Here is a 15,848-nt window from a genome sequence, read left to right as displayed (position 1 = left end):
GTAAGGGAGCTGGCGATGCGAGTGGCGATCGTGGGTGGCGGTATGGGCGGCCTGACGTTGGCCCGGATCCTGCACCGGCACGGCATCGACGCGGTGGTCTACGAACGCGACGCCAGCCGATCCGCGCGCCCGCAGGGCGGCTCGCTCGACCTGCACCCGGAGTCCGGGCAACGGGCGCTGGCCGAAGCGGGTCTCGCCGGAGGCTTCCGGTCGGCGGCGCGGCCGGAGGGCGAGGAACACCGCATCCTCGACCCGGCCGGGCGCACCCTCGTCCACCACCGGCCGTCGCCCGGCTCGTTCTCCGGACGCCCCGAGATCGACCGCAGCGTGCTGCGTGACCTGCTGCTCGACTCGCTCCCCGGCGGCACGGTGGCCTGGCAGCGCCAACTCGTCGCGGCGACGCCACGATCCGTCGGAGGGTTCGAGCTGACCTTCGCCGACGGCCACCGCGCCGGCTGCGACGTCCTCGTCGGCGCGGACGGCGCACGCTCGGTCGTCCGGCCGCTGCTGACCGACGCGCGGCTGTCCCACGTGGCCACCGTGGTGGAGCTGGGCATCAGCGACGCCGAGCGCCGCCACCCCGACATCGCCGAGCTGGTCGGCCCCGGCAACTTCTGGTGCATCGGCGTTAACCGGGTCCTGTCGGCACAACGCCTCGGCGACGGCAGCATCCGGGTCGGCATCTCCCTGCGCGCGGACGACCGCCCCCTGGCCCACTACCGCAGCAGGCGCGCGCTGTTGGACCTGTTCGACGGTTGGCACCCCCGGCTCACCGCGCTCGTCGAGGCCAGCGACAGCCCACCGCTGCCGCGCCGCATCGAGACGATGCCCACCGACGCCCGCTGGGCCCACCGGCCGGGCCTCACCCTCGTCGGTGACGCCGCGCACCTCATGCCGCCGGTCGGCGAGGGCGCCAACCAGGCCATGCTGGACGCGGCCGAACTCGCCGCCGCGCTGGCCGCCGACCCCACCGACCCCGACGCGGCGATCCGGGCGTACGAGGAGGCGATGTTCGCCAGGATCCAACCGATCGCCGAGATGTGCGCCCGGGTCCAGGCGATGATGCTGTCCCCCACCGCAGCCGACGACATCGTCCGCTTCTTCACCCCACGGCCCGCCGAGCCCGCATCCGCGGGCTGACCGGCCGCGCCGAGCGCACCCGGCGCGTGGATGCTCGGGCGCGGGTGGCGTCGAGCAGGCGCGCGGCCCGGTGCGCGGCGGGCAGCCCTCGAACGAAGGTCGTGGTGCCGCGCCGGCCGCCCGGCCGCTTCACCTGGCCGGGGTGCCGGCGGGGCCGTCAGTAGCCGCGGAAGTTGTCCTTGCGGATCTGCTTGCGCCCGATGCCGAGGTCCTTGAGCGCGGCGCTCGTCTCGGCGATGAACTGCGGCACTCCGGAGACGTAGTAGGTGGCGGCGGGGGCGTTCGTGGCGACCTGCTTGAGGTCGACCGCGAAGCCCTCGCGGTCCCGGTGGTAGCGGGCGTCGCTGGCGAGTTGCTCCGTCTCGGTCTTGAACGCGTGCCCGTCCCCGACGTGCAGCAGCGTGCTGCGGACGCCGAGCCCGGCGGCGGAGATGTGGCGCAGCAGGGAGCGGAACGGCGTGATCCCCACCCCCTGGGCGAGGAAGACGACGTCGTCGCCGGCCCCGTCCAGGGTGAACTTCATGATCGGGCCCCGCATCGTGACCCGGTCGCCGGGTCGCAGCGCCGCGAGCGCCTTCTTGAACCGACTGCCGGAGTCGAGCCTGGTGGCGAGCACGACCTGGTCGTCCTCCGGCGCCGAGGCCAGGGAGAACGGCTTGGCTCCCCCGCCCTTGACGGCGAAGAGGCCGTGCTGTCCGGCGATGTGCCGGAAGGGCCTGGTGGGGGTGAACGCGAAGACCGCCACGCCGTCGTCCTCCGTCCAGCGGTCGGCGAACTTGAGCGGGGTGGACGAGAGAAGACCCATGACTCCTCCTGGGGTGCGGCAGGACGCCTTTCGTTCAACGTAGCAGATCATTGAGGTTTCACAACTATCCAACCACGCCGATGGTCAGCGGAATGGTATTTTCGTGGCGTGACCTCCGCCTCGAACCCAGAGCCAGGGATCCCCCTGCCGGTGCTGCTCTCGCAGGCCGGCGAACGAGCCCGGGAGCTCCTGCAACGCCAGCTCGCGTCGTCGCGGCTGCGACCCCGGCACGCGAACGTCCTGCTGTTCCTGGAACGCAGGGGCGCCGCCGGGCAGCAGGAGTTGCTGGAGCAGCTCAACGTCGATGCCAGCGTGCTGGTGGGCCTGCTCAACGACCTGGAGGGCGACGGCATGGTCGAGCGCCGCCGCGATCCCGCCGACCGCCGCCGGCACATCGTCACCATCTCCGCGCACGGCAGGGCGGCGGTCGCGGAGGTCCACGCGTCGATCGACCGGATGAGCGAGGCGCTGTTCGGATCCCTGACCGACACGGACCGCGACCACCTGCGGCGGATCCTGACGGCGATGTCGGCCGGCAACCCGCTCACGGAGTCGGCCTGCCCCGACCATCCGTGAGGTCGGCCAGCCCGATGCGTGACGCGCACAACATGCAGTTGGTGAAGTCTTTGCACTGAGTGCAGCATTGGCTGCATGACCAGGACCGAGGGACTACGCGAGCGACGCCGCCGTCAGACGCACCGCGAGATCCAGGAGGCCGCGCTGCGGCTCGCCGGCGAGCGGGGCTTCGCCAAGGTGACCGTGGAGATGATCAGCGCCGAGGCGGGCGTCTCCACCCGGACCTTCTTCAACTACTTCCCCAGCAAGGAAGCGGCGGTCATCGCGATGCCGCCGATGCCGCCCGACGAGGACGTCACGGCGTTCGCCGCCGCCGGGCCCGCGGACCCGGGCGACGTGCTCCTGGACCTGATCGCCCTGCTCCTGCGCGACATGGCCCGCCATCCGCCCGAGCGCGGTGCGCTGCACGCGATGTTCGCCCTGGGCCAGGAACATCCCGCGGTCCTCGCCGCCATGCTCGCCGGTTTCGAGGGATTCCAACGGCAGTTGGCCGTGACCGTCGCCGCGCGCACCGGCGAGCAGCCACACGACGAGATGCCCCGCCTGATCGCCAGCCTCGCGATGGCCGCCATCAGGACCGGCATGGAGAACTTCACCAGCGGCGAGGACGACGACCCCGTCCCGTACGTCGAGCGCGCCGTGACCACCCTGCGCACCCTGCTCGGCCGCTGACCTCACCCCTACCCGGAGACCCGGAGACCCCGATGACCGACACCGAAGCGCCCACCGCGGCCCGGGAGCGTGATTCCTTCACCCTCCCGCCGCACTTCGCCCTGATCTTCACCGGCCTCATGGCCACCATGCTGCTCTCCTCGCTCGACCAGACCATCGTGTCGACCGCGCTGCCCACGATCGTCGGCGAACTCAACGGGGTCAGCCACATGGCGTGGGTGACCACCGCGTACATCCTCGCCGCCACCATCGGCATGCCGCTCTACGGTCGCTTCGGCGACCTGATCGGCCGCAAGGCCCTGTTCCTCGGCGGCATCGGCATCTTCCTCGCCGGCTCCCTGATCGCCGGCGCCGCCTCCAGCATGACCATGCTCATCATCGGCCGGGCGGTGCAGGGGCTCGGCGGCGGCGGCCTGATGATCACCTCCCAGGCGATCATCGCCGACCTCGTCCCGCCCCGGCAGCGCGCCCGCTACATGGCCCCGATCGGCGCGGTCTTCGGCCTCTCCTCCGTGGTCGGGCCCCTGCTCGGCGGCTACTTCACCGACCACGCCGACTGGCGCTGGGCGTTCTGGATCAACCTGCCCGTCGGTGCCGTCGCCCTGGCGATCTGCGCGTTCGCCCTGCGCCTGCCGCGCCGGAGCAACCGGGTCTCCATCGACTACGTCGGCATCACCCTGATGGCCGCCTCGGTCAGCGCCACCGTCCTGGTCGCCGTCTGGGGTGGCACGCAGTACGCCTGGACCGATCCGCTGATCCTGGGCCTCGCCGCCGGCGCCGCGCTCGGCTGGGTGCTGTTCTTCCTGTCGCAGCGCCGGGCCGCCGAGCCGATCATCCCGCTGTGGCTGTTCCGCAGCCGGATCTTCAACCTGGCCACCCTGCTCAGCCTGATCACCGTCGGCGTCGGCATGTTCGCCGTCATCGTCTACCTGCCGACCTACCTGCAGATGGTCTACGCGGTGAGCGCCACCGAATCCGGCCTACTGCTCATCCCGATGGTCGTCGGCATCATGGGCACCGCCCTGCCCTCCGGGCAGCTCATCAGCCGGACCGGTCGCTACAAGATCTACCCGATCATCGGCACCGTCCTGCTGGGCGTGGCGGCCCTGCTGCTGTCCACCCTCGACGTGCACACCTCGCTCTGGGTGGTCTGCGGCTACGTCCTCCTGCTCGGCGCCGGACTCGGCCTGATCATGCAGAACCTCGTGCTCGCCGTGCAGAACGACTTCCCCGCCGCCGCCGTCGGCACCGCCACCTCGGCGAACAACTTCTTCCGCGAGATCGGGGCCACCCTCGGCAGCGCCGCCGTCGGGGCGATCTTCACCAGCCGGCTCAGTGACCAGCTCGCCCTCCGGCTCTCCGGCGACGCGGCCGGCGCGGTCGGCAACACCGACTCGCTCACCCCGGCGGCCGTGCACTCGCTGCCGCCCGCGGTGCAGGACGCCGTGGTGGCCGCCTACCAGCACGCGCTGACGCCGGTGTTCGGCTACCTGATCCCCCTGTTCGCCGCCGGTCTGGTGCTGGCGCTGCTGCTGCCCGAGAAGAAGCTCGCCGCCACCCACGCCGAGACGGGCGCGGACACCACGACCGGCCCGGACCACGCCGCACGGCCCGTGGCGCCCGCGCCGGCCCTCCCGGCCTGAGCGGGCGGCCAGGGGACATGTCAACAAACGCTACGCTGGCCGCATGGAGCACAACTGGCTGGACGAGCGCGAGAGCCGCGCGTGGCGTGGTTTCCATCACCTGCGCGCCGCGTTGACCGCCCGGCTGGCCCGGCAGCTCAACCAGGAGTGCGGGCTCACCGAGGCCGACTACGCGGTCCTGGTGAACGTGTCCGAGGCACCCGGCCAGCGGATCCGGTCCCGTGACCTGTGCCGCGCCCTGGACTGGGAGCGCAGCCGGTTGTCCCACCAGATCGCCCGCATGCAGGCACGCGGGACCGTCGAGCGGGCCCCGTGCCCGGACGACGCCCGGGGATTCGACGTGGTGCTTACCGCAGCCGGCGCCGCCGCCATCACGGCGGCGGCGCCGATCCACCTGGCCGCGGTGCGGCACTGCTTCGTGGACCTGTTGACCCCGGAGCAACTGGATGTCCTCGGGGACATCGCCGACGTCGTCACGCAGCACCTGGCCGCCGAGCACGGCGAGGCGGCGGGCAACGACAACGACACCTGCCCGACCAACCGCTGAGCCGTCTCCTCACACCGTGGGTGGCGGCAGGAGCCGCCACCCACGGTGTGTCGTTCGTCAACACCAATTTTGTTGACGCATCACGGTGGCACCCCTAGCTTTGTTGACATGACAACATCACAAATCGAGCTCTCCCCGGTCGTGGCGGCCGAGCAGCGGCGCATACCCGGCTTCACCTCGCTGCTCTCGGTCGACCTGGAGAAGCTGGGCGTCGCCGCTTCACCGGTCGCCGTGCTGGACGACTTCCGGGTCGACGGCCTTCCGTTCTCCCCGCACCCGCACGCCGGGTTCGCGGCCGTGACCTACGTGTTCGAGGACTCGCCGGGGGACGTGCGCAGCCGCGCCTCCTCCGGCGTGGACCTGCGCGTCGGCCCCGGCGGCATCGTCTGGACCGACGCCGGCAGCGGCGTGATCCACGAGGAGGTTCCGGCGACACCCGGCCGGGAACTGCACGGGCTGCAGATCTTCGTCAACCTGAGCGCCCGCAACAAGCTCTCCCCGCCCCGGGTCCACCACCTGCAGGGTGCCGACGTCCCGCAGTGGGTCGGGGACGACGGCAGCCGGGTCCGGGTCGTGGTCGGCGCGTACGCCGGCGTCGCCTCGCCGCTGTCCCCCACCGAGCCGTTCACCCTGCTCGACATCCACCTGCGCGGCGAGATCCCGTTCGACCTGCCGGCCGCCCACCACGCGGTCGTCTACGTGCTGGACGGGACCGTGACCGCCCGCACCGGCGACCGGGTGGTGCCGGTCGGGGGCACGCACGCCGTGGCGCTGACGGGCGGCGCGGGCCGGGTGACGCTGGCCGCCCCCGAGCCGGCGCACCTGCTCGTCATGGCCGGCGCAGAGGTGCGCGACCCCGTGGTCACCGCCGGCCCGTTCATCATGAACGACCACGCCCAGATCCAGGCCGCCGCAGCCCGCCACCGGGCCGGCGAGATGGGCCGCCTCGCACCGATCGCCGACACCGACTACTGAGGAGAACGACATGACCAGCTCGGCCAACATCGACCTCGTCCGGGAGCTCTACGCGAACTCCGGCTCACCGGACGTCGCCGCGAAGCTCATGGATCCCAACATCGTCGTCGACATCACCCCGGGCTACCCGTACGGTGGCGTCTTCCACGGCTACGAGAGCCTGATGGGCGACTTCTTCGGCCCGCTCTTCCAACTGTTCGGCTCGATGCGCGCCGAGGCCGACGAGATCTACGCGGACGATCAGGGCCACGTGTTCGTGCTCGGCCACTACCACGCCGTGACGAAGGAGGGCGTCGAGGTGGCGTCGCGGTTCGCCCACGTCTGGACGGTGGAGAACGGCCGCCTCGTCCGGGAGTGGCAGACCGCGGACACCGCCGTGCTCACCCAGGCACTCAAGAACTGAGCCGGCGGCGGGCCGGCGTCAGCCGGTGAACGCGGGGGCGTGGTCGGTGGCCCACTGGCGGAAGGTGCGCGCCGGCCTGCCGAGCAGGTCGGTCACGGTGGAGGTGACGTACGCCGGGCGTCCCGTCGCGGCGTCCCACGCGGCCAGGAGCATGTCCACGGCCGGGCGCGCGGCCTCCGGGACCGCGTTCCGGAACTCGTCGGGCGTCATCTCCTCGAACGTGAGCCTGCGGCCCAGCGCGTCGCCGACGATGCGCACCTGTTCGGCCTGGGTCAGCGACTCGGGGCCGGTCAGGACGTGGTCGCCGCCGACGTGTCCGCCCTCGCGCAGGATCCGCGCGACGACCTCGGCCACGTCGCGGTCGTCGACCGGGGCGGTCTCGGCCGCGCCGTGCGGCCACCGGACCACGCCGTCGCCCCGGATCGCGGCGGCCCACCAGGACAGGGCGTTGGACGCGAACATGCCCGGCCGGACGATCGTCGCGTCGAGCCCGGTGGCCGCGATGAGCCGCTCGTTCCCGGCGTGCAGCGCCGCCATCGGGTTGGGCTGCTGGAAGAACGGGTGCGGGGTCCGGTGCGGCGCGGACAGGTAGACGACCCGCCGCGCGTGGGCGGCCAGCCGGTCGACGACGGCCGGCGCGGTCTGCGGCGGGGCCGTCCAGACCAGGAAGACCGCGCCGACGCCGTGCAGCGCGGCGTCGAGCGACCCGGGCGCGGTGAGATCGCCGGTGACGACCTCGACGCCGGCGGGCAGCGTCGCCGCCGATTCCGCGCGCCGCACGAGGGCGCGGACCGGCACGCCCGCCCCGGTCAGCAGGTCGACCACGGCTCGGCCGATGCGCCCGGTCGCCCCGGTGACGAGCACCGGCGGCCCTCCTGCGGGTCTCACGTCATCAAACTGTCCCATGCCCCCATTCAATCGTTACCAAGTAACAAAAGCAACCCGGTAACAAAGGTTACGCTGGCGCGGTGAGCGAGCCGGTCGGCCTGCGGGCCCGCAAGAAGGCACGAACCCGGGACGCGATCGCCGACGCGGCGATCTCGCTGTTCCTGGCGCGCGGGTTCGACCAGGTGTCCGTGTCCGACATCGCCGCGACGGCCGAGGTGTCGAAACCCACCCTGTTCCGCTACTTCCCCACCAAGGAAGACCTCGTCCTGCACCGCTTCGCCGACCACAACGGCGAGGCCGCGCGCGTGGTCGGCGAGCGCCGCCCCGGCACCGCGCCGATCGCGGCCCTGCACCAGCACTTCCGCGCCGGCCTCGACCGCTTCGATCCCGTCACCGGCCTCAACGACCACCCCGAGGTGGTGGCGTTCCACCGGCTGGTGTTCGGCACCCCGAGCCTGGCGGGACGACTCCTGCAATACCTGCGCGACGACGAGGACGCCCTGGCCGCCGCCCTCGACCCGGGCGTCCGGGGCCGGCTGCTGGCCGCCCAGGTGATCGCGGTGCAACGCGTGCTCGCCCGCACCAACTGGCAGAAGATCGCCGCCGGGCGGACCGCACGCGACGTACACCCCGAGGCGGTCGCCGACGCGGACCTGGCCTTCGCCCAACTGGGCCGCGCCACGAGCCACCTCTAGCCGAGCAGCGCCCGATGAAGGAGGGCGGGCCACGGGCGGGCCCGGTGGCGGTCACCCGTGCCGGTGGCGCATCAGGTGACGGGGAAGTCGGCTCCTCGGGAGAGCGCGGCGGAGCCGCGGATGTCGTCGAGGGCGCCCTCGAGCGTGGTGACGACCGCGTCGAATCCGGCACTGCCCAGGACGAGTCGGCGCGGCGGGGTTTCCTGGCCCATCGCGGCGATCACCGCGCGGGCTCCGCGACGCGGGTCACCGGGCTGCTTCCCGTCCTGATCGATCATGGCGGTGCGGACCTTCTCCAGCATCGGCAGGTACGTCGGGATGGTCTCCTCGACGGCTTCGTCGGCGAAGCCCGCGTAGGCGCGGGTGCGGAAGGCACCCGGCTCCACCGCCATCACCTGGATGCCCAGCGGGGCGACCTCCGCGCGGAGCACCTCGGTGACGGCTTCGAGCGCGGACTTGGCGGCGCTGTAATACCCGAATCCCTCGACACCGCGTAGCCCGGCCACCGAGGACATGTTGACGATCCACCCGCCGCCTCTGGCACGCATGCCGGGAAGGACGGCACGGATCACGGTGAGGACGGCGAAGAAGTTCAGCTCGAAGATGCGTCGGACCTCGGCGTCGGCCATGCCCTCGATGGAGCCGTACCAGCCGCGGCCCGCGTTGTTGACCAGCACGTCGATGGAGCCGAAGTGTTCCTCGGTGGCACGCACAGCCTGCTCGACGGCCTTCCGGTCGGTGACGTCGGCGGGCAGGATCAGGACGCGGTCGCCGTACTGCCGCGCCCACGGCTCCAGTTCTTCGGGCCGTCTCGTCGTCAACGCCACCCGGTCGCCGTCGTCCAGCGCGGCCTCGGCGTACGCCATGCCGAAGCCACCCGGGGTGCCTCCGGTGATGAACCAGGTCTTCATGCTCGTTCCGTCCCTCGTCCGGTGCCTGCCCGTCTTCGTCCCACCCTCGGCCCTCTCCTCGGGAGAGGGTCCAGGGGCGGCGGCTGTGATCACGGTCGCCCCAGGTTCGGATCCGGTCAGGATCGCCAGCCGGGTGCCCGGACCGTCAGGCGGCGGCCAGGCGGAACACCGGCCACCCGAGTTCGGTCCGCCACCGCTCGGAGCGCCCCGTGTCGCGCGGTCCGACCAGGTACGTCTCGTGGACGGGCCCGTCGACGCCCAGGGCGTGGGAGGCGACCCAGGCGCCCAGGCGGCCGTAGGTGACGTCGATGTCGTCGTGTGGCCCCCGGTGGACCGCGACGGCGAGGTCGGCGGACGGCAACTCGACAACCTCGATCCGGCCACTCCCGCGCGGGTGGCGAACCGGGCGGAAGACCGTCATGAGGCCGACGCCGTCGGTGAACAGTTCGTTGGCGTACCGCCCACCGGGGGGCCCGGTGCGCTCGGTCGGCGGGAAGGCCTCGTCCAGCTCGGTCATCGCCGTGTCGAACCAGGCGAGCGCGTGCTCGTGCCGGACCTGGGCGCGGATGGCGACCACGGTCCGGGTGGGAACGGAACGCAGTTCGATCTTGGGCGCGGCGGCGTCCGGACGCAGTAGCTGGCGGAGCGACACGACGGCGGCTCGCGTGCGGTCCAGCTCGGCCTCAAGTCGCCGCAGGTGGCCCGCGACGAGCTCGGTGCGCCGTTGCGGGTCGTCGGTGGCGAGGATCGACTTGACCTCGGCCAGGGGCACGTCGAGCTGCCGGAGCCGGTGGATGACCTGCGCGGTCGCGATCTGCTCGGGTTGGTAGTACCGGTAACCCGTGTGCGGGTCGACCACGGCCGGCGCCAACAGCCCGGCCTCGTGGTAGCGGCGCAGGGTTCGCACGCTCAGGTGGCTCATGGTGGCGAACTCGCCGATGGTCAAGCCTTTCCGCATCGTCACAGCATCCATCTCACACGACGTTCTGAATCTCCTGGTCAGTGGCGCTCCTGGGGTTGCTTCCTTCCGATGTGGGGCTCACGGTTCGATCGTGAGCCGGGTGATCAAGGAGCCGTCCAGGACGAACCGGTAGTGCAGGTCCGCAGAGCCACCCGGAAAGTCACCTTCCAGATGCTGCACCACATCGAAGCGTGCCTCACCCACCCGGTGAGCACCGACGAATTCCGTGGTGTACGTGTACCCACTGCCCCCATTGACCAGCCAGTTCCGGACCTCCTCCGCCCCCCGGTAGCTACGGCCCTCATCCGTCACCACCGCGTCCGCAGCGAACGCGCCGGCCGTGGTCTCCGTCTCCCGGGCCTCATGCGCGGGGAGAAAGCCCCTGATCACCGCCGGCAGCTCCGGCCAGTTGATCGCGGTTCCTCGCTTCGAGTTCAGTTCCATGCCCCAACGATCAGGTCTCCCGCAGGGGGAGGGTCAACTCTCGGCGAGCCGGTCGGATCGGGTGTCATCCCAGGTCATCCGGTCTGCCCAGGGATGTCCAGGTCCGGCTTGGCTGGCTGGGTTGCTGTGCTTCGCTGCTGCACTTCCTCAGCGGCGTCGATGACGTTGCGGGCGGCGGTGGCCACGGTGCATCCCGATCGCCGGCAGATCGGGCAACGTCCGTCGGGTCCGGGTCGGTGCTCGCGCAGGACCCAGCGGGCGGTGAGGATCAGCCGGTTGCGGATCTGCGCCAGGGACAGGAACGGCGCGGTCATGCTCAGGTCACCCCGAGGGCGGCGGCGAGCTGAACGATCGTGGCCGGGGCGTGCGGGTCGCGGGCGACCTGGGCCACGATGTCGCGGGCGGCGGGGCGGTGGCGTACCTCCGCTGGTGCGGTGCGGTCGGCCTCGACCAGCGCGCGGGCGGCGCTGGCCGGGTCGTCGGCGTGCAGGTAGGCGCGGGCGGCGTCGAGCAGGTGCGCGGCCCGGTGCTCGGCGGGCAGCCACCGCCACCCGTCGCGCGCGACCGTCTTCTCGTGCCAGGTGACGGCGTCGTGGGCGTGGCCGAGGTCGAGAGCGGCGGCAACCCGGGCCAGGTCCACGGCGGTCGGCCCGAACGCGGTGCGATGGTGGTCGTGGCCGTCGCCGACGCGGGCGGCCATCGCGGCGGCCTCGTCGAGCAGGTCGGCGACCGTGCGGTCGTCGCCGTGCCGGGCGGCGGCCAGGGCCCCCTGCACCAGCAGCGTCCCGCACAACGACAACTCCGCCGGTCGCGCGTCGTCGGGGTCGGGCGGGGCGATCCGGTACGCGGCGGCCAGCGCCGTCGACAACGCCGCCCGCACCCGACCGCAGGCGCGCATGACCTGACCGAGCTGCACCGTGGCGGCAGCCACCAGCACCGGGTCGCCGGTCGCGGTGAGCATCGCCCGGTCGGCGGCCAGCCACGCAAGCTCGGCCTCGCCCAGCTTTACCAGCAGCGACGCGGTCAGCCGGTACGCCTCCACCACCGTCGCCCGACCCCGCCCCGGATCGTCGGCATGCGCGCGCTGCGCGCCGGCCAGCAGCTCCGGCAGCAGCTCGGCCACCCGCGGATACCGGGCGTACTGGAACGTGATCCAGGCATGCCCGACATCCCGCGCCACCCGGTCCGCCGGCACCCCCGGGCAGCCGACCACCGGGCGTCCCACCGCCATGTCGTACGTCGACAGCGCCTCCCGGATCCGCTCCACGCCCTCGATCCGCCCGGTCACCTCCGCGGGCCGGGCGTCGCGGCCCAGCAGCACCGCCGCGTCGATCCGCAGCACGGCGGCGACGTCGTGCAGGGTCGACACCCTGTCCAGGGACCGGACGCCCCGCTCGACCTTGTCCACCCAGCTCTTGGACTTGCCGAGCCGATCGGCGAACACCTGCTGCGACAACCTCCGCCGACCCCGCCAGTACGCGACCCGCCGGCCCACCGGCAGCGACTCAAGGCTGTCCACGACGCCACCGCCGGTCCGGTACGGCCTTGGTGGTCTCCTCGGCAGGTATCCGCTCGGCCTCGGCCTGCGCGAGCAGGCGTTGCTTGGCGGCTTCGTGCTCGTCCGCCTGGATCTGCTCACCCCGACTCTGCGTCGGCTTATCGTCCTGATTCCGCATCCCCACCTCCGTTGGTAGGGGCGCGACGGCAAGCTCTTGAAGGACCGTCGCCGCCGCGCCCGGCGTCGGTGACAGCCATCAAGCAACAGCTGGTCACCTCGCCGTCACAGAATGGCGTGGCCGGTGGTGAGCACACAGGTGCGATTGGTGCGAGCCGGAGATCGCGAACTATCGACTCGGACGCGCCGTACCAGTCAGCGCGCACAGCCCATCAGGTCGACCAGGTCCGTCAACTCGTCCGTCATCGCCCGACGGCGACCCGTTGCGATCGACTCCACGATGTCCCGGGCGTACCGCTGTTGCCGTAGCCAGGTAGGCGCTGTGCCCCGCAACTGCGTCAGCACCGCTGTCGCCTTCCCGTACCGTCGCAGCTCCGCATACGCCCATGCCAGATCCAGCCGATGCCGCCGCCACGCCGACTTGCTGATGGTCGGCACGGGCGGAACCAGCGCAGACAACTTCAACACTCGCCCCGCATCGCCGGCCACGGCCGCCGCCTCCGCCCGCTGCATCTGCACCTTGGCGGTGTCGAACCCACCCACCAGCATCAACTGCTTTTCCGCCGGCACTCGCTCGCCGATCCGAACCGCAGCGGCGGCGGCGACGCTGATGAGGTCGGCCGCCTCATCAGGCCGGTTGTCCCTGGACCGCGCTGCAGCGGCACTCAGTAGTAGCCACCCCCACGCGGCCAGGTCAGCCGGAGTCGCCCGAGACAGTCGGGGCTCAACCTCGTCAGCGGTGACCACCGCCAACTCCGCAGCCTCACGGATACGGCCCTGACGCATCAACAGCCAACACATCGTCCGGATGACAGTGGCTGCCACCACCCGATCCCCCGACCGCTGCGCGGTGTCAAGTGCTTCCGAGAGCGCAGTCTGCGCCAAGTCGTCGGAGCGCAGCTGGATCAGCAGACCGCCCGCCAAATGCTGGGCACGAGCGAGCAAGTCGTACGCCTCAGCCCGCCTCTCATCACCAGCGAGATCGACTGCAGCGCGCATGTCCATCAACAACGGCGGCACGACCCGCAACGCGACGGCGTAGTCACCAGCGCTGTAGACCCGATCGGCAGCGTGCAGATTCCCCCGCAGCGTGTCAAGACTGGGCGGCTCACCTGCCGGCACCATGAGCGGAACACCATCGATCCCCCGCACAGGCGCGATCACCCGGCGAATCTCCGCCAACGACAACTGCCGATGACCCGGTTCCCCCTGGGCAGCAGCCTGCGACGCATCACCCAGCAGCGCGGACGTAGGCACCCCGAGGGCACGAGCGAGCGCATGCAGGGTGTCGAGTCGAGCAGTACCCCGGCTGCCCTGCTCCAGCTTCCGGATCACCTCGACGCTGACGCCGGACCGCTCGGCAAGCTGCTCCTGCGTCAGCCGCGACTCACGACGAATCTCCGCGAGACGATCCCCGACGGTTGGCCTGGTCATGCCATCTCCCGCTAGCGCATCCAGCGACCGCCCACCGGCCCATCCCGATGAGCTGCCACTTCGGACGGTACACCGGCCGACCGCAAGCAGTGTCCCGACGCCTACACAGCGATCACATCGGTATAGGATCACGCCCTTCGTCTATGAGTCTTTATAGGCAACCCGGTCACCGTGATCTTCCGCTCCGACGGCTCCCACGAGCTGTACGCCGTCGACCGCATCCGCATTGGAAGGTAAGTGGCCCACGGCCTCCTCGATAACGACCTGTAGGTGCCGTTTGTCCCAAGGGCTGACGTAGGCGGTCTACTCGTGATGCAACGGAGGGGAACACCGTGCCACCGCGTTACCGCTACGAACAGATCGCCGACGACCTCGCCGAACGCATCACATCCGGCGAGTTCCCACCGGGCTCCAGGCTGCCCAGCCGCCGAGAGCTGATCGAGCACTACGGCGTTACGGAGCCCGTGGTCGACCGGGCCATGCAGGTGCTACGGATCAAGGGGATGACCGAGACGCTGCCGGGCGTGGGCGTCTTCGTCGCCGAATAATGCCCTCTGGGGCACACGGGATGCCGGGAGGCACCCGCTTCTGCCCGGTTCTACCCACCCTTCCCCTCGACTGGACCGGTGTCGCCCATTCCCCACCTCCGCTGGTAGGGGCGCGACGGCGTGCTCGTGGAAGGACCAACACCGCCGCGCCCGGCTCCGGGCGGGTCTCGGCGCTCTGGCGTGTTCGCGTCGATCCCGCCCTCGCTCACAGCATTGAGTGATCGGGCGGTTGCTCAAAGGTGTCGGGTGTCCGCTGGGCGGGTCGGCTGTCCTCTGTCAGCCGGCGGGCCGGTATGCCTCGTACACCTCGCGCAGCGCCGACGCCTCTGCCGTGTCGGTCTGCTCGACCCTTCGCAGCACCTCGCGCGCCCGCCACCAGTTCGACGGTGCCACCCGCCCGGAACGGATCGCCTCGGCGGCGACCGCGCTTGCCTCATCGGGCTGATCGGCAGCGACCAAGGCCAGGGCCAGGTCGAGGCGGGCAGACGCGGACCGCCGTGGCCTGTCGCCCCCGTCACCGCGCGGGTCCAACTCCGCCAACGCCACCCGGGCCACCTGCTCGGCAGCCGGGTCACCCGCCCACGACAACGTCGTCGCCGTGTACGCCAGCGCCTTCGTCGGGTCGTACCGGTAGTGGTGCTCGGCTCGCTCCGGCACGGGCAGGTTCGCGGTCAACCGCTCCAGGCGGTCCAGCGCGTCACGGGTCCGCCGCACGTCACCCACCCGGGCCAACCCCCGCGCCTCCTGCGCCGTCGCCTGGATGTGCGCCGAGCTGCCCCGAGGTGCCAGCTGTTGGGCCTGCTGAGACAGGTCGATAGCCTGCCGATGTTCACCCTGGGTGAGCCGGTCCCACGCCCGGGTCTCCAGACACCACGCCTGAATCTCCGCATGCTCGGCATGTTCGGCGAGCGCCGCAGCAGCGACCAGGTGCGCGCCGGCTGCGGAACGCTGCCGAAGGTCGATGTGCACCGTCGCACGCAGCACGGTCAACCACCCGCCGGCAACGACCAGCCGCCGCCGCTGCACCAGGGTTCCCCGGCCATCCAGCAGCCGGCCCACGTACGCCAGGTGCCGGCGCACCATCGGCAGCAGGTCTGCCGGCGGGGTCGTCGCGTACGCGCTCGCCAGGCCGTCGACGCTGGCCTCGATCCGGGCGAGCGTCTCGGCGCTCACATCGCTGGCCCGCACCCGGGCAAGCAACTCGTCGGCCTCAGCATCATGGTCGACAGGCTGACCAACCAGCCGCGCGAGCGCACCGCCAGCCTGAAGAACCTCATCGAGATGCCGGGCCGTCTCGGGCGTCGGAGCCTTGGCACCCGTCTCCAGATCATGGAGGTGGCTCTTGCCCCGGTGCGCGAGCTGCCCGAGCGCCCGCAGCGACAGGCCCCGGTCGGCACGCAGAGCCCGCATCCGAGCCCCGAAACGCGGATCGACGTGCGACACAACGGCGCTCCCAGCCGGAATGACGAACCCGCTCAGCTTTAGTCAGCGGACAACCACTACTGACGGTACATGGGAGCCGACAGAATCG

The 15,848-nt window shown here is 71.5% G+C and carries 19 protein-coding genes; 9 read left to right on the top strand and 10 right to left on the bottom strand.

What is annotated here, in order from left to right; all coding sequences use genetic code 11:
* The first annotated feature begins 15 nt into the window (after positions 1-15).
* Positions 16-1,140, top strand: a complete 1,125-nt coding sequence (locus TK50_RS10980; RefSeq protein WP_043962643.1) for an FAD-dependent oxidoreductase — start codon at positions 16-18, stop codon at positions 1,138-1,140.
* Between the two features lie 157 nt (positions 1,141-1,297).
* On the opposite strand, the gene TK50_RS32105 is transcribed toward TK50_RS10980, so the two are convergent.
* The gene (locus tag TK50_RS32105; protein WP_052503683.1) at positions 1,298-1,945 is read right to left on the bottom strand and encodes a ferredoxin--NADP reductase; all 648 of its coding nucleotides are present in this window, start codon (positions 1,943-1,945) and stop codon (positions 1,298-1,300) included.
* 150 nt (positions 1,946-2,095) lie between these two features.
* Between TK50_RS32105 and TK50_RS10970 the strand changes: the two genes are divergently transcribed.
* The 6 genes from TK50_RS10970 to TK50_RS10945 all read left to right on the top strand — a co-directional run bounded on the left by TK50_RS10970 (position 2,096) and on the right by TK50_RS10945 (position 6,761).
* Positions 2,096-2,521, top strand: coding sequence for a MarR family winged helix-turn-helix transcriptional regulator (locus tag TK50_RS10970; RefSeq protein ID WP_052503682.1), 426 nt, complete (start codon positions 2,096-2,098; stop codon positions 2,519-2,521).
* Between the two features lie 75 nt (positions 2,522-2,596).
* A complete protein-coding gene (locus tag TK50_RS10965) occupies positions 2,597-3,193 on the top strand; it encodes a TetR family transcriptional regulator (protein WP_043962641.1) in 597 nt (198 codons plus the stop codon).
* A gap of 32 nt (positions 3,194-3,225) precedes the next feature.
* Positions 3,226-4,836, top strand: a complete 1,611-nt coding sequence (locus TK50_RS10960; protein ID WP_082106249.1) for an MDR family MFS transporter — start codon at positions 3,226-3,228, stop codon at positions 4,834-4,836.
* A 43-nt stretch (positions 4,837-4,879) separates the two neighbouring features.
* Positions 4,880-5,383: a MarR family winged helix-turn-helix transcriptional regulator gene (locus tag TK50_RS10955; protein ID WP_043962640.1), complete on the top strand. Its 504-nt coding sequence runs from the start codon at positions 4,880-4,882 to the stop codon at positions 5,381-5,383.
* 108 nt (positions 5,384-5,491) lie between these two features.
* On the top strand, positions 5,492-6,358 hold the full coding sequence (locus tag TK50_RS10950; RefSeq protein ID WP_082106248.1) for a pirin family protein: 867 nt from the start codon (positions 5,492-5,494) through the stop codon (positions 6,356-6,358).
* A gap of 10 nt (positions 6,359-6,368) precedes the next feature.
* A complete protein-coding gene (locus TK50_RS10945; RefSeq protein ID WP_043962639.1) occupies positions 6,369-6,761 on the top strand; it encodes a nuclear transport factor 2 family protein in 393 nt (130 codons plus the stop codon).
* An 18-nt stretch (positions 6,762-6,779) separates the two neighbouring features.
* On the opposite strand, the gene TK50_RS10940 is transcribed toward TK50_RS10945, so the two are convergent.
* Entirely contained in the window at positions 6,780-7,649 is an 870-nt protein-coding gene (locus TK50_RS10940) for an NAD(P)H-binding protein (protein WP_241773969.1), read from the bottom strand.
* A gap of 80 nt (positions 7,650-7,729) precedes the next feature.
* Here TK50_RS10940 and TK50_RS10935 point away from each other — a divergent pair, with 80 nt between their 5' ends.
* Complete coding sequence (locus TK50_RS10935) at positions 7,730-8,344, top strand: TetR/AcrR family transcriptional regulator (RefSeq protein ID WP_043962637.1); 615 nt, start codon at positions 7,730-7,732, stop codon at positions 8,342-8,344.
* Between the two features lie 71 nt (positions 8,345-8,415).
* On the opposite strand, the gene TK50_RS10930 is transcribed toward TK50_RS10935, so the two are convergent.
* The 7 genes from TK50_RS10930 to TK50_RS10905 form a co-directional block, all read right to left on the bottom strand.
* A complete protein-coding gene (locus TK50_RS10930; protein WP_043962636.1) occupies positions 8,416-9,255 on the bottom strand; it encodes an SDR family NAD(P)-dependent oxidoreductase in 840 nt (279 codons plus the stop codon).
* Between the two features lie 145 nt (positions 9,256-9,400).
* On the bottom strand, positions 9,401-10,213 hold the full coding sequence (locus TK50_RS10925; protein ID WP_043964274.1) for a MerR family transcriptional regulator: 813 nt from the start codon (positions 10,211-10,213) through the stop codon (positions 9,401-9,403).
* Between the two features lie 81 nt (positions 10,214-10,294).
* Complete coding sequence (locus TK50_RS10920; RefSeq protein ID WP_043962635.1) at positions 10,295-10,660, bottom strand: hypothetical protein; 366 nt, start codon at positions 10,658-10,660, stop codon at positions 10,295-10,297.
* Between the two features lie 74 nt (positions 10,661-10,734).
* On the bottom strand, positions 10,735-10,974 hold the full coding sequence (locus TK50_RS10915) for a hypothetical protein (RefSeq protein ID WP_043962634.1): 240 nt from the start codon (positions 10,972-10,974) through the stop codon (positions 10,735-10,737).
* 2 nt (positions 10,975-10,976) lie between these two features.
* Positions 10,977-12,179, bottom strand: a complete 1,203-nt coding sequence (locus TK50_RS10910) for a helix-turn-helix domain-containing protein (RefSeq protein ID WP_043962633.1) — start codon at positions 12,177-12,179, stop codon at positions 10,977-10,979.
* Entirely contained in the window at positions 12,166-12,336 is a 171-nt protein-coding gene (locus tag TK50_RS34370; protein WP_199485996.1) for a hypothetical protein, read from the bottom strand. The genes TK50_RS10910 and TK50_RS34370 overlap by 14 nt, the downstream gene beginning before the upstream one ends.
* Positions 12,337-12,530: 194 nt before the next feature.
* Positions 12,531-13,769, bottom strand: a complete 1,239-nt coding sequence (locus TK50_RS10905) for a helix-turn-helix domain-containing protein (protein WP_043962632.1) — start codon at positions 13,767-13,769, stop codon at positions 12,531-12,533.
* Between the two features lie 332 nt (positions 13,770-14,101).
* On the opposite strand from TK50_RS10905, the gene TK50_RS10900 reads away from it, so the two are divergent.
* Positions 14,102-14,317, top strand: coding sequence for a winged helix-turn-helix domain-containing protein (locus tag TK50_RS10900; RefSeq protein ID WP_043962631.1), 216 nt, complete (start codon positions 14,102-14,104; stop codon positions 14,315-14,317).
* A 276-nt stretch (positions 14,318-14,593) separates the two neighbouring features.
* Here TK50_RS10900 and TK50_RS10895 read toward each other — a convergent pair whose 3' ends face one another.
* A complete protein-coding gene (locus TK50_RS10895) occupies positions 14,594-15,760 on the bottom strand; it encodes a helix-turn-helix domain-containing protein (RefSeq protein WP_422119923.1) in 1,167 nt (388 codons plus the stop codon).
* Between the last annotated feature and the right edge of the window lie 88 nt (positions 15,761-15,848).

The organism is Micromonospora haikouensis (genome assembly GCF_000876225.1).
Classification (GTDB): Bacteria; Actinomycetota; Actinomycetes; order Mycobacteriales; family Micromonosporaceae; genus Micromonospora; species Micromonospora haikouensis.
The sequence above is the reverse complement of the archived record's forward strand: the minus strand, read 5'-3'. Positions and strand labels throughout refer to the sequence as shown.

Bases quoted from the DNA above. Each gene is read 5' to 3' on its own strand.
- TK50_RS34370 (WP_199485996.1), bottom strand. From the start codon at position 12,336: ATGCGGAATCAGGACGATAAGCCGACGCAGAGTCGGGGTGAGCAGATC.
- TK50_RS10950 (WP_082106248.1), top strand. From the start codon at position 5,492: ATGACAACATCACAAATCGAGCTCTCCCCGGTCGTGGCGGCCGAGCAG.
- TK50_RS10925 (WP_043964274.1), bottom strand. From the start codon at position 10,213: ATGCGGAAAGGCTTGACCATCGGCGAGTTCGCCACCATGAGCCACCTG.
- TK50_RS10955 (WP_043962640.1), top strand. From the start codon at position 4,880: ATGGAGCACAACTGGCTGGACGAGCGCGAGAGCCGCGCGTGGCGTGGT.
- TK50_RS10960 (WP_082106249.1), top strand. From the start codon at position 3,226: ATGACCGACACCGAAGCGCCCACCGCGGCCCGGGAGCGTGATTCCTTC.
- TK50_RS10945 (WP_043962639.1), top strand. From the start codon at position 6,369: ATGACCAGCTCGGCCAACATCGACCTCGTCCGGGAGCTCTACGCGAAC.
- TK50_RS32105 (WP_052503683.1), bottom strand. From the start codon at position 1,945: ATGGGTCTTCTCTCGTCCACCCCGCTCAAGTTCGCCGACCGCTGGACG.
- TK50_RS10905 (WP_043962632.1), bottom strand. From the start codon at position 13,769: ATGACCAGGCCAACCGTCGGGGATCGTCTCGCGGAGATTCGTCGTGAG.
- TK50_RS10980 (WP_043962643.1), top strand. From the start codon at position 16: ATGCGAGTGGCGATCGTGGGTGGCGGTATGGGCGGCCTGACGTTGGCC.
- TK50_RS10965 (WP_043962641.1), top strand. From the start codon at position 2,597: ATGACCAGGACCGAGGGACTACGCGAGCGACGCCGCCGTCAGACGCAC.
- TK50_RS10930 (WP_043962636.1), bottom strand. From the start codon at position 9,255: ATGAAGACCTGGTTCATCACCGGAGGCACCCCGGGTGGCTTCGGCATG.
- TK50_RS10915 (WP_043962634.1), bottom strand. From the start codon at position 10,974: ATGACCGCGCCGTTCCTGTCCCTGGCGCAGATCCGCAACCGGCTGATC.
- TK50_RS10920 (WP_043962635.1), bottom strand. From the start codon at position 10,660: ATGGAACTGAACTCGAAGCGAGGAACCGCGATCAACTGGCCGGAGCTG.